Annotated in this window: 15 protein-coding genes and 3 pseudogenes; 14 read left to right on the top strand and 4 right to left on the bottom strand. The window is 41.6% G+C overall.

Annotated features, from left to right (window positions below):
* Positions 1–28: 28 nt before the first annotated feature.
* The 7 genes and pseudogenes from HWQ42_RS28265 to HWQ42_RS35640 all read left to right on the top strand — a co-directional run.
* Entirely contained in the window at positions 29–790 is a 762-nt protein-coding gene (locus HWQ42_RS28265; RefSeq protein ID WP_292817720.1) for a heme oxygenase (biliverdin-producing), read from the top strand.
* Positions 791–1,132: 342 nt separating this feature from the next.
* Positions 1,133–1,969: a fatty acid desaturase gene (locus HWQ42_RS28260; RefSeq protein WP_292817718.1), complete on the top strand. Its 837-nt coding sequence runs from the start codon at positions 1,133–1,135 to the stop codon at positions 1,967–1,969.
* 409 nt (positions 1,970–2,378) lie between these two features.
* Positions 2,379–2,738 (top strand): helix-turn-helix transcriptional regulator, encoded by a 360-nt coding sequence (locus HWQ42_RS28255; RefSeq protein ID WP_292817716.1) that lies wholly within the window; start codon positions 2,379–2,381, stop codon positions 2,736–2,738.
* A gap of 250 nt (positions 2,739–2,988) precedes the next feature.
* Positions 2,989–3,171: a hypothetical protein gene (locus tag HWQ42_RS28250; RefSeq protein ID WP_292817841.1), complete on the top strand. Its 183-nt coding sequence runs from the start codon at positions 2,989–2,991 to the stop codon at positions 3,169–3,171.
* A gap of 128 nt (positions 3,172–3,299) precedes the next feature.
* A complete protein-coding gene (locus HWQ42_RS28245; RefSeq protein WP_292817714.1) occupies positions 3,300–3,698 on the top strand; it encodes a sulfur transferase domain-containing protein in 399 nt (132 codons plus the stop codon).
* A gap of 393 nt (positions 3,699–4,091) precedes the next feature.
* Positions 4,092–4,448: a hypothetical protein gene (locus HWQ42_RS28240; protein WP_292817712.1), complete on the top strand. Its 357-nt coding sequence runs from the start codon at positions 4,092–4,094 to the stop codon at positions 4,446–4,448.
* A 309-nt stretch (positions 4,449–4,757) separates the two neighbouring features.
* Positions 4,758–6,203, top strand: a pseudogene (locus tag HWQ42_RS35640) (adenosine deaminase); the annotation flags it as partial.
* Positions 6,204–6,324: 121 nt separating this feature from the next.
* Here HWQ42_RS35640 and HWQ42_RS28230 read toward each other — a convergent pair.
* Together HWQ42_RS28230 and HWQ42_RS28225 are read right to left on the bottom strand one after the other, a co-directional pair.
* Positions 6,325–6,981 (bottom strand): annotated as a pseudogene (locus HWQ42_RS28230) (ATP-dependent 6-phosphofructokinase); the annotation flags it as partial.
* 49 nt (positions 6,982–7,030) lie between these two features.
* Positions 7,031–7,225 carry a DUF2949 domain-containing protein gene (locus tag HWQ42_RS28225; RefSeq protein ID WP_292817710.1) on the bottom strand — a complete coding sequence of 65 codons (195 nt, stop codon included), beginning with the start codon at positions 7,223–7,225 and terminating at the stop codon, positions 7,031–7,033.
* A gap of 285 nt (positions 7,226–7,510) precedes the next feature.
* Here HWQ42_RS28225 and HWQ42_RS28220 point away from each other — a divergent pair, with 285 nt between their 5' ends.
* Positions 7,511–7,732 (top strand): DUF4327 family protein, encoded by a 222-nt coding sequence (locus HWQ42_RS28220; protein WP_292817708.1) that lies wholly within the window; start codon positions 7,511–7,513, stop codon positions 7,730–7,732.
* A gap of 133 nt (positions 7,733–7,865) precedes the next feature.
* On the opposite strand, the gene HWQ42_RS28215 is transcribed toward HWQ42_RS28220, so the two are convergent.
* Positions 7,866–8,003, bottom strand: coding sequence for a hypothetical protein (locus tag HWQ42_RS28215; protein WP_292817706.1), 138 nt, complete (start codon positions 8,001–8,003; stop codon positions 7,866–7,868).
* Between the two features lie 123 nt (positions 8,004–8,126).
* On the opposite strand from HWQ42_RS28215, the pseudogene HWQ42_RS28210 reads away from it, so the two are divergent.
* Positions 8,127–8,351: pseudogene (locus HWQ42_RS28210) on the top strand (PEP/pyruvate-binding domain-containing protein); the annotation flags it as partial.
* Between the two features lie 423 nt (positions 8,352–8,774).
* On the opposite strand, the gene HWQ42_RS28205 reads toward HWQ42_RS28210, so the two are convergent.
* Entirely contained in the window at positions 8,775–9,167 is a 393-nt protein-coding gene (locus HWQ42_RS28205) for a hypothetical protein (RefSeq protein WP_292817704.1), read from the bottom strand.
* 331 nt (positions 9,168–9,498) lie between these two features.
* Here HWQ42_RS28205 and HWQ42_RS28200 point away from each other — a divergent pair, with 331 nt between their 5' ends.
* The 5 genes from HWQ42_RS28200 to hoxU all read left to right on the top strand — a co-directional run bounded on the left by HWQ42_RS28200 (position 9,499) and on the right by hoxU (position 12,104).
* Positions 9,499–9,645: a hypothetical protein gene (locus HWQ42_RS28200; RefSeq protein WP_292817702.1), complete on the top strand. Its 147-nt coding sequence runs from the start codon at positions 9,499–9,501 to the stop codon at positions 9,643–9,645.
* A gap of 5 nt (positions 9,646–9,650) precedes the next feature.
* On the top strand, positions 9,651–9,983 hold the full coding sequence (locus HWQ42_RS28195; RefSeq protein WP_292817700.1) for an NADH-ubiquinone oxidoreductase-F iron-sulfur binding region domain-containing protein: 333 nt from the start codon (positions 9,651–9,653) through the stop codon (positions 9,981–9,983).
* 81 nt (positions 9,984–10,064) lie between these two features.
* Positions 10,065–10,406 (top strand): DUF4342 domain-containing protein, encoded by a 342-nt coding sequence (locus HWQ42_RS28190; RefSeq protein WP_292817698.1) that lies wholly within the window; start codon positions 10,065–10,067, stop codon positions 10,404–10,406.
* A gap of 113 nt (positions 10,407–10,519) precedes the next feature.
* A complete protein-coding gene (locus tag HWQ42_RS28185) occupies positions 10,520–11,347 on the top strand; it encodes a DUF6544 family protein (protein WP_292817696.1) in 828 nt (275 codons plus the stop codon).
* Positions 11,348–11,381: 34 nt separating this feature from the next.
* Positions 11,382–12,104 carry a bidirectional hydrogenase complex protein HoxU gene (hoxU, locus tag HWQ42_RS28180; protein ID WP_292817694.1) on the top strand — a complete coding sequence of 241 codons (723 nt, stop codon included), beginning with the start codon at positions 11,382–11,384 and terminating at the stop codon, positions 12,102–12,104.
* Positions 12,105–12,111: the final 7 nt, after the last annotated feature.

Below are 12,111 nucleotides of genomic sequence, written 5' to 3'. Positions count from 1 at the left end.
CCAGATTTTTAGCAATAAGGATTTCACAATGAGCAGCCATTTAGATGTTCGCTTGCGAGAAGGCACTAAACATTCGCACACAATGGCAGAAAACACAGCGTTTATGAAATGCTTTCTCAAAGGTGTAGTGGAAAGGAGCTTTTTTCGCAAATTGTTGGCGGATCTTTACTTTGTCTACAGTGCTTTGGAAGAAGAGCTACAGCACTATCAGTATCACCCGATCGTTGGGATGATGCACTTTCCAGAACTGTTTCGCCAGGCAAATTTGGAAAAAGATTTAGCTTTCTATTACGGTGAAAATTGGCGATCGCAGATTGTTCCTTCTAAAGCCGGTCAGGTATATGTTAACCGGATTCGTGAGGTTAGCAACACACAACCGGAGTTACTGATTGCTCATGCCTATACTCGCTATATGGGAGATTTATCGGGTGGGCAAGCATTAAGAAAGATTGCGCGATCGGCAATGAATTTACCAAGCGATCGCGGTACTGCAATGCATGAATTTGAACAGATTCCTACCCCGGAAGCTAGACGAGAATTTAAAGAGCAGTACCGTCAAGCATTGAATTTTCTACCTCTAGATGAGGCAATGATTCAGAAGATTGTGGACGAGGCCAACTATGTCTTTAGTCTGAATAGAAATGTGATTCATGAACTGGAAGCAGATGTGAAGGCAGTGATTGGTGAGCATATCTTTGATTTAATTACTCGCCAAGATCAAGTTGGTAGCACAGAGAGTACTTCTAAAAGTACTGCGGTAGAGATGATGGGAATGGATTACAGCATTTAGTTATGTAACTAGGTCGGTGCAATTAAAGCTAACTAGTGGGCGCTGTCATTTGTCCTTTGTCATCGGTAAGAGTTTTAAGCCTGTTTACGTTTCGTGACATAGTTCGATTTATTTCCGCCGACTTACTTATACCAATTTGAAAAATGATTGCGACAGATGGAAAACTGAAACACTTATCCAATAGATGTTTCACAATCTAAAATCTAAAATCCAAAATGGTATTAGATGCATAGTCATATTTTCATAGATTCTTCGCCTCACCGCTTCATTATATCTCTGCGTTTTTGCATCTTCTGCAAATGCCCAATTTGATTACATTTGTGGTTATTGAGGAAGTATTTAGTGAGATTTAATTCATTACAAACTTTGCCAGGGAAGCCTCTGCGTCTCGATTGGGTGGGAGTGGTATTTTTTACTACTGTTCATGCAGTAGCATTGCTGTCTCCTTGGTTTTTCTCCTGGAGCGCATTGGGTATAGCTGTGTTTCTACACTGGCTATTTGGCAGCATCGGAGTTTGTTTAGGCTACCATCGTCTGTTGAGTCATCGTAGCTTTAAAGTACCTCGGTGGTTAGAGTATGCGATCGCTATTTTGGGGGCGCTATCTTTACAGGGAGGGCCGATCTTCTGGGTGGCTGGACATCGTTTGCATCATGCTCACACCGAAGACGAATACAAAGATCCTTACTCTGCGCGCCGAGGTTTTTGGTGGAGTCATATCCTCTGGATTTTGTATCCCCGTGCAGAATTCTTTGAATATGAGCGCTATCAGCGATTTGCTCCTGATTTAGCGCGAGATCCCTTTTACCGTTGGCTCAATCGCTACTTTCTCGCACTACAAATTCCAGTTGGATTGTTGCTTTATGCACTTGGCGGTTGGTCATTCGTTATCTATGGTATGTTTTTGAGATGTGTGATTCTCTGGCATACGACTTGGTTCATCAACTCAGTCACTCATCTGTGGGGATACCGCAGCTTTGACAGCAATGATAATTCTCGTAATCTTTGGTGGGCAGCTATTCTCACCTATGGCGAGGGGTGGCACAATAATCATCATGCCTATCCTCACGTAGCCAAATGTGGTTGGCGCTGGTGGGAAATCGATATGACTTGGTGGGCAATTAGATTGCTGAAAACAGTCGGTTTGGCAAAAGATGTCAACCTGCCCCCTGCGGTGTAAACGATCGGTTTTGAGCCGGACACGATATTACCCCTTTCCTCAACCTCAAGCATCTATTTTCAGTAATGATGCCAGCTTACAGCCAGAATTATTGCTCTGGCTGCTTCTACTGTTGCTAGCTAATGCTTTGTTTTTGTTCTTCAACTCTACAATATCAGCGCTCTCTTATCTAGAGAGCGCTTTTCTGGTTTTACAAGTTAGAGACAGAGTTTCACATGGAAATTCAATACAGTTCAGAATGAGCAACAAAACCCTGATACACGATTTATCGCGTCTTAAAAGACCAATAATCTACACCAATAACCCTTAACCCAAGCGTATTGTCTAGAAATCCGCAAATAGTGGTTGATGAGAGGATAAATATAACTATATAGTAATATAAGATAGATGATAAATAAATTGAATCCTTATGTCAAAGATCCCTTCTCCAAAGAATACTTCTGAACTCCTTGCTCCTGTTGCTGAGTATTTCAAGGTACTCTCTGAAACTAGTCGCTTGCAAATTTTGAGTTGTCTCAGAACCGGGGCGATGAACGTTACCGAAATAGGCGAAGCTACGGGTTTAGGGCAAGCGAATCTCTCAAAACATTTAAAAGTATTGACTCAAGCAGGCTTGGTGTCCCGTCAGCAGAAGGGAGTTAGCGTCTACTATGCGATCAGCGATCCTGTGATTTTTGATTTATGTGAATTAGTTTGCGATCGCATTGGCAATCAAATACAAAAACGGGCTAAAGAATTTGAACAGATCAAAGCCTTTAGCACCCTATGAAAATAATCCAGAAGCCTTGGTCTGGAGTTTGTCGCAGACTTCTGAGTTCTAAGTTGAGAAATCAAATTTATCATTCATCTCTTGATTCCTCACAAGTTACTCAAGTTTTTTTCCTAATTTAAGAGTAGAGCCAAATTTTTCATAGATGTAACCATATTGTTTATTTATGAAAATCCTGGTGAAAACAATAATTTCAATTTCTTGAAAATACTAAATATTCGGAAACAATTGAACAACGAGGGGAAACGTTATGACTGTTTTCAGAACTATCAAACATCAAATACGCCATCTTCTCATAGCTTTGCAACGAGTTATTCAATATGTAGCACAAGCAGTTACTAAAATTTTTGCTCCCACTAACGATCAATATCCAGCAATAGGAGTTCAGCCGTTTACAGGAGAATCTGCCGATAAGAAAAAACAAAATCACTAGCTTTGAAATAATCAGAACACTGTTGAATATTTTTCAAATGCATCATTTCAAATTGACAGTGCTTCTTTATATTTAGCTAGATGAAGATAACTTTGCTTTTGATTAAATAATTCAACATAGAGTTTCTTATGGAGATTGTAAGGAAGATAAACGATGAGTTAGCGATCGCAGGACAAATCACACTCGAACAACTGCCACAAGTTGCCCAAGAAGGATTCAAGTCAGTAATTAACCTGCGATCGCCCGATGAGCAAGGATTTCTGAATAGCGAACAAAAAAAAATTGAGCTTTTAGGACTTTCTTACATCAATATACCCGTTCAGGTTGAGTTAATGAATGATGAAACTGCTACCTCTTTGTTCGAGCAGATTAACACACTATCCAAACCACTTTTAGTACATTGTGACTATGCCATGCGGTCTGCGGTAGTCGTATTAATGTATATTGTATTACGGCAAGGAGCGACTTTGCAGCAAGCATTTAAACAAATTGAACAATTTGGTTTATTTAGGGCTGTGAACGATTAGTTACTTCATCCACAATTGATTGAACTGGACAAAAAAACATCAAGATTTGATTCCAAATCTGAAGCATGAGCAATTAGTTAGAGGATGTTTGAAAAGTATTGGATGAATAGAATTCGCTACTACTTGAAGAAGTCAGAATAAAGACGCGACGCTCGTGACGCTCGTTCGCGTAGCGTGTCGCAGACAAGACTCGCTAACACTGCGCTATCGCCTTTGGCGTCTCTCCTTGGGAGAATACTCGCTACCATTACGCTATCCGCTCTTTCGTTCAAAATACCCAACTGAATTCTGTCTCCTGACTCCTGAATTCTGTTTTGATAAATTAGACTTTTCAAACAACCTCTTAGCAAGGCTCAATAACTACAAAAAGCGTAACGGTATGTTAACTCAATTATGACTAAAACAATTGTTAATTTAACATTGCAAGTGCTTGTTGGAGAAATTGAGAATATTTTAGAAACTTATCCCCATTATCCCTATCAGCAAGCTTTCGCAATTACTGAATTACGTCAAGAACTCATTGCTTACGTACTCAATAGAACTTCAAGTTGCTATGCCGTTGTTGATGAGCAGAAACAACAATCTATTGGCTTTAATTGTTTACCTTATTCCAAAGAGGAAAGGTTATGTATACAAACTTTAATTAGAGAAGGAATCAAGCAAATTATTCAACAAAATTCTGAAGAAGTTAGTCACCAAATCCCACCAGAAATTGAGTCAGCTTACGCTCCTTCTCATTGGTTTGGCTGAAATATTATAGTCTGGGTAAAGGGTAAATTTCAGCCTTTTCCCTTTTTTTTGGGTAAGGTTATATCAACCAAAGCAAGTATCCGTTACGTTCTGACTGGTTCCCAGCCTAGAGGCTGGGAACCCATTCTAGGAGGCTCCGCCTCCAGTAGCTTGACAAGAGGCAGAAGCCCACTTTAAATACATTCCCAGCTCTAGGCTGGGAACAAGACGAAACAAGCCTTTGGGCTTTTCTTAGTGCAAATATAAAATTTATTAATACGTATCTATCTTAGGTTATAGTTTATCTAGTTTATGAAGATGTGATAGTTGATGGTTTTCAACAGCATGAGAACTACACTCATACTGGCCATGTTTTACAAAAAAATAAATCTATATGCTATGCATAGACGAGCGCCTTTATCTTTATTTTTAGGAATATTAACGAGTTCTAGCTGTTTTATCTTCAGTGTAGTAGCCCAAGTCCCATCTAATTCGCAGCACTCCTCGACTCGGAGTGAAGCTGAAGCTGCTAGTTGGCTTGAAGCCCATCGCTCGCAGCCAGCCGCTTTACGAGCATTTGTACAGCGAATGCCGAAGGGAGGAGATATCCACAGTCATCTCAGCGGGGCTGTGTACGCAGAACACTATCTGGAGTGGGCTGCCACCGATGGGTATTGTGTGAATCCAAAGATGGGAACTTTAGTTGAACCTAAAGCTTGCGGTCAGGACAGTAGCTATTTTCCAGCCTCAGAATTATTAAACCGAACATCTGTTTATGATTCCCTAATAAATCGTTGGTCTACTCGTAACCTCCAATTTGCTGGAAAATCTGGACACGACCAATTTTTTGAGGCTTTTAGTGGTTTTGGGTCAATATCAGACTCTATGAGCCGTCGGGATGATATGGTTGCGTCAGTAGCAAATCGGGCAGCTTCGCAGCATATTACCTATCTAGAGTTAATGCTTACCGTTCAGGGCAGTGAGGTTCGACAGCTAGGGCGTGAAGTTGGTTGGAATAAGGATTTGCAAGAGATGCACCGTCAATTGCTCAAACAAGGATTAACCAAGCTAGTGACACTTGGCAGCCAGCAATTTGCACAGTTGGAGGGCGAAGTCTCGAAAACACTCGGTTGCGGCACTCCATCGGCACAGGCTGGATGTGCAGTGACGGTGCGCTATGTGCAGCAAACGACCAGAACAAAGTCGCCTGTTGAAGTGTTTGCTCAGTTAGCTTATGCCTTTGCACTAGCTTCATCGGATTCGCGGGTAGTTGGCATCAATCTCGTCGCCCCGGAAGATAACCCGATTGCACTGCGTGACTACACCCTGCAAATGCAAATGCTGCAATTTTTAAAACGCCAATATCCCAATGTCAAGGTTACGCTCCATGCTGGAGAGTTAACTCTGGGGTTGGTTCCAACCGAGGATTTACGTTTCCACATTCGGCAAGCTGTAGAAGTGGCACAGGCATCTCGCATCGGACATGGCGTAGATATTCTTTTTGAGGAGCGTCCCTTCGAGTTGATGGAGCAAATGCGCCGACTCGGCGTGTTGGTCGAAATCTGCCTGACCAGTAATGAGGTAATTTTGAATGTCCAGGGAGATCGGCATCCTTTTAGGGAGTATTGGAAGGCTGGAGTACCACTGACCCTTGCTTCTGATGATGAAGGCATTTCCCGCATCGATTTGAGTCATGAGTATCTGTTAGCAACAACGAGATATGGGCTGGGATATAAAGACCTCAAGCGACTGGCTCGCAATAGCTTAGAATATAGTTTCGCTCCGGGAAATAGTCTGTGGGAGTCGCCTGAATTTAAGGCAATGGTTGCAGCTTGTGCAAGCGATACCCCTGGTAAAACTTCTATTTCTCAAGGGTGCAGTGCTTTTTTGCAAAAGAGCGATCGCGCAGTTGAGCAAGATGCTGGCAAATTCCCTCTATTGAATAAGGTATTTCTGGAATCAAAATCACATCTGCACCGCCTGCTATACCTGCTTGCAGCGCTAAATGACCTGCTTTTCTACCCATAACCTCCACAATCATCACCCGGTCATGGCTGGCTGCTGTAAAAGTCAGAGCGTTAAGAGCATTTGTAATTGTGTTAACAGCAGTATCAAATCCCACCGACCTTTCTGTGAGTGCCACATCATTATCAATTGTTTTCGGAACACCAACAAAATTCCAATTTCCTTGGTGTGCAAGATTGTGAAGAATACTTAAGCTACCATCACCACCAATGCCTATTAGTGCGTCTAGCTCTAAAGTCTGATAATCGGCAATAATCTCACTAGCATGAGCCAGTGTATCTCCTTTGTTGATAGTTCCTAAGATAGTTCCTCCCATAAAAAGCAAGGGGTCAATCCCACGCAAGTCTAGACCGTGCATCTTGAGAGTAGTTGCTTTACCTTCTAGGAGTCCCTGCGTTGCATAAGAAATTCCCAGCACTTCCCAATCATAAGTAAGTGTTGCATGGCTGACAACAGCCCGAATCACAGCATTAAGTCCAGGACAATCTCCACCACTGGTAAGAATACCAATTCGTTTGCGGTTTTTCATAAAATTATTAGATGAGAAATATCTATACGACAGAAATTGCTGGTTAAATTTAGGATGCTACTTCTAACCAGTCAAAAATTTGGTTTAGCTGGGTAAGAGTTATTAGTCCATACTGCCAAAGAACCATAGGCAACAAACTTGGAGTTTGCTCAACATGACGTAAAGCCAAGCTAATAGCAGCAGCAGGAATTGCCAACTCCTCTAGTAAAAAGTTAATTAATTTAATGTATTTTCTAGATTCCATGTTGATTCCCCTCCTATAGCTTTGTCTATACAGGATATAGATAAAATTATGCAAAACATTTGAGGAACCTGTGAGGAAGTGCAATATTATCTCTTAAGTTTCATCAAATTCAGAAAATAAGACTAGTAAATATTTATACTTAAAAAAACCAAATGTCCAAGAGTCAAGTTTTGTATCATAATTGTCATCTTCACAACTTTCTCAAACACTTTTTGTACATTGAAGCTAGAGCCAAACTATGAATTGTTCTGGCTTTAGATAAGTTAAATATCTGGGAAAAAAGTTATGAATACTGCTGTCAAATATGACCTAGAAGTTGTTAAAGAAGAAGCGCGCCAACTTATTCACAAAGGACTTGTGAGGCGTAACCAGCCAATTTATGCCTTGTGTCAGTATATTCCTGGTCGTGATTGGGTTTGTGTTGAGCTTGAGCTAGAGAAAAACGACTTTTTACTCAGAGATAAGATTATTGATCTGCTGGGTCGTGAAGACTGGATTGAAGATTGAAACAATAAATGTAAAGCTAAAAGAGCAAACAAACAGTGTTGCTTGATGAATAATCAGGTGAGAGCCAATTTTTAGCAGGGTACAATTGGCAGAATTTATCTGTAAAATCAATCCCTTCTCCCAAGAGAAGAGGCTACGCAAACGGGTTCAGCAGTCGTTCATGGGGAGAAATCCCCTTCTCTACAAGACACTCTGCGTTGGCGTTAGCCTCTGGCTTTGGGAGAAGACCACACTGCTTCATCAAAATCTCAAATTGGATGACAGCTACCATCCAACATCCTCACAAGTTCCTCAAAGTATCTTCCTATAAACATAAGTGTCAGATAAATAAAATGCTCATTAACTAAAAGCAGCCCTTGCAACTTTCTGCACTTAATATTAAGGAAGTTTTACTATGGTGCTAAAAACACTTTCCAATCAAAACACCGAACATCAAGTGTTATCACAAGCTCTTGTGTTACCTTTGGAAAAAGTAGGAATTGCAGATATTCCTACAGTGGGAGGCAAAAATGCTTCTTTGGGAGAAATGATTCAGCAGCTTAAATCTAAAGGCGTGAAAGTTCCTACGGGATTTGCTACTACCGCTAACGCCTATCGCTATTTTATGCAAACAGCAGGCGGAGTGTTAGGAATCTTGATATTTCTCGTAGTTTAAAGTTAATTCATGCGATGCGCAACTTATTCTTGAAACCCCACTTTCATTCCTCTCTTTCTGTGGGGGAGAGGCTTTGATTCTTACTCCCCAATGTTAGTGAGGAAGCAGGGTGGTTTCATACGAAAAAAGAAAAATACATAAGTCTTGATTTCTCGTTTTGTGTCTAGGTTTTTTCCCTCACTTCCATTCCTCTCCCCCACGGAGGGAAAGGCTTTGAAACTCAGTCTTAATTGTTCTCTGCTTGTATGAAACCACCCTGCCCAACGTTAGTAGGGAAGTAGTTGGGGGTTAGGTTTAAGAGAAAGTTGCACACGGCGTTAATTCAACACGAATCGTTCGCAAAGCAATAGGCATCATTTATGGTAAATGATGCCTACTTGTTGTCCGTTACGCCGTCTGTTTAGAAGCCGTTTTTGAGTCTGCGGTTGATTTTAAGCGAGTGATGGTGGCTTTCCGAATGCGATCGCTTTTGCGTACCCCGCCTGTCATCTCGTATTCCCGGCTGTCTTTGCCATACTTCAATGCCACACCACTAACTAAGCGTTCTGAAGTTTCGCGGATGGTCTTTTCAAGGGTTTCTATTTTTGCCTTTGCTGAGTCAATGGCGGTTAGCATCATATTATACTGGTCAATTTGGTTGCGGAGTTGCCCGGTTAACTCGGTTAAATGGTTTAAACTGATGGAATCCCCAAAGTCAAGGCTGGAATCAATTGATTTAAATCCGATTACTCTCTGTTCGGTTTTTTCTAGCACGGGAGAAGTTCTTTTTTTGCGTGGCATCAATGCACATCTTTTACTAAACTTATCTTTCTAGGGTGTCTCAATGGGACAATGTAACGGTTCAATAAAGCTTGCAAATAAAGGTGTTTTTTGTAATAAGATTGGATTAATAGCTCAGTAATTACACGATGCTAGAGAATAAAAGGTTGAGAACGGACTTGTGTTCTGAACGAATGGACTTGTGTTCTGAACGAATAGACTTGTTTTGTGAACGAATAGACTTGTTTTGTGAACGAATAGACTTGTGTTCTGAACGAATAGACTTGTGTTCTGAACGAATGGACTTGTGTTCTGAACTAAAACCATCAAAATGCTTCCAGGTGTTTTGGTTATGGTGGGCGAAACCGTGACAGTGGCGATCGCAGCATACTCTGTAGGTGCTAACCAAGGTTACATTTATATTCGTGCTGAATATCCCGTCGCAATCAATCGTCTGCAAATTGCCATTCGCCAAGCCCAACGCCTCGGTGTCAACTAGGTTCGATGATGGGTTCCGGCGGCATGATTGTCATGGACGAAAGCACCAACATGGTAGATGTCGCCCGCTTTTTCATGGAATTCTGCATGGATGAGTCTTGTGGTAAGTGCATCCCCTGTCGCGTTGGTACAGTGCAGTTGTATAAATTGTTGACAAAGATTAGTGAAGGTAAAGCATCCTTTGCTGACTTGAAATTGTTAGAAGAACTGTGCGATATGGTGAAACATACCAGTTTGTGCGGCTTGGGACAGTCAGCACCCAATCCGGTATTTAGTACATTGCGTTATTTCCGGGATGAGTATTTGGCTTTGATTAAACAAACCGCCATATCTTCTTAAAAATACAAAAGGTACAACTTCACAACTTCCTCAACATTTTTGTTTACTCTTGAAGTATAACCAGCGATGGAGGGTGAGAAAATGAACGCACCTATTGCTCATACCGAAGAAAATATCGAAAAGATTCAAGCTGAGATCGTGGCTACAGAGTCGGAAGCGAAAACTGAGGAAAAGATTGCTGTGGAAGAATTTAGCATCCGTGGTGATGCCTTAGTTACCAAATTTAAGGAACTCATTCATCAAGGAAATATTCGCCGGATTATTATCAAAAATGAAGAAGGAAGGATATTGATTGAAATCCCGTTAACAGTTGGAGTGGTTGGTGGTGCGATCGGTGCGGCTCTATTTCCAGTCATCGCTGCTGTTAGCGTCATTGGCGCAATGGTAGCTCATCTCACTATTGTGGTTGAGAAACGAGAATAACCTGGGGATTGAATGGCATACTTGTAGCATGTATCGCCTCATTACAGCTATTTTCAGGTAAATAGACCATGTTCTAGGGGCGCATATCTGTGCGTCCCTAATAAGTTAGGCAAATGTTTACCAAAGTTTTTTTAAGCATTGCTGCATTGGTGGCAATCGCATTCATAATTCTAGTTATCATCGGTGTAAAGAACGAACAGGAAGTTGATAGAATTTGGCGATCGCTCGAAGGATTGCCAACAGAAAATCGTTTTACTAAAGATATGGTTGCAGGATTACCTGCTCCTGTACAACGCTATTTTTTACATAGCATTGCACCAGGAACTCCTCTTGCTTCCTCTGTCAGCTTGGAAATGAGTGGCAGTTTTAGGATGGCGCAGGATAAACCGTGGATACCAATGCAAGCTACAGAAATTCTCTCAACAAAAGGATTTGTCTGGAAAGCAAGGATTGGTAGTGGTTTGTTTCAAATGATCGGCAGCGATCGCTATACCAACAAATCTGGTCGAATGCGGTTCTCTCTTTGGGGACTGATTCCGCTCGTCAATGCCCACAGTCCTGATATTACTCGCTCTAGTATTGGACGATTCGCAGGAGAATTTTTCTGGCTACCTTCTGTTTTACTACCTCAGTGCGGCGTAAGTTGGAAAGTAATAGATGAGAAGACTATCCAAGCTAGTCTAAAAGTTGATGATGAACCTGTAACGCTGACACTGTTTATAGATGCTAACGGCAAACTCCTAAAGCTTTCTCTGCCACGTTGGGGAGATCAAACAGAAGATGGTAGCTATACTTACATTCCATTTGGCGGAGAGTACCAAGAAGAAAAGACATTTGGAGGATTTACAATTCCTTCCCAGATGAGTGCAGGCTGGTGGTTTGGGACAGAGCGTTACTCTGAATTTTTCCGTGCCACGATTGAGCAAGCTGAGTTTCGTTAAAGAATATAGCTATTTAAAAATGCTGAGGTCATAAATGTCAATAAAAACTTTAACAATCAACGATCAATTAATCAGCGCCCGTGAGGAAGAAACTATTCTCCAAGCAGCCCAGGATGCAGGAATTCACATTTCAACTTTGTGTCACTTGCAAGGGGTTGGGGATGTTGGGGCTTGTCGGCTATGTTTAATAGAAATTGCTGGCAGTAATAAACTTCAACCTGCTTGTGTGACAAAAGTTACTGAAGGAATGGAAGTTCAAACAAATAGCGATCGCTTACAAAAATATCGTCGCACAATTATCGAAATGCTATTTGCTGAAGGCAATCACATTTGTTCGGTTTGTGTAGCTAATGGTAATTGCGAATTGCAAGACTTAGCCATTGAAATGGGTATGGATCATGTGCGTTTGGATTACCATTTCCCCGATCGCAAAGTTGATATTTCTCACGATCGCTTCGGCGTCGATCACAACCGTTGTGTTCTTTGCACTCGTTGCGTCCGTGTTTGCGACGAAATCGAAGGAGCGCACACTTGGGATATGGCGGGTAGGGGGACAAATTCTCATGTAATCACTGATTTAAATCAGCCTTGGGGAACCTCAGACACTTGTACTTCTTGCGGCAAATGCGTTAATGCTTGCCCAACAGGCGCGCTTTTTTACCAAGGTTCCAGCGTCGGTGAACTGAAACGCAATCGCGCCAAACTTGATTTTTTAGTTACAGCACGAGAGAAACAGCAATGGAACCTTCAGAGATGAAATAAAA

The organism is Nostoc sp. JL23 (genome assembly GCF_017115065.1).
Lineage (GTDB): Bacteria > Cyanobacteriota > Cyanobacteriia > Cyanobacteriales > Nostocaceae > Nostoc > Nostoc punctiforme_A.
This window is presented reverse-complemented; position numbering and strand designations above follow the sequence as displayed.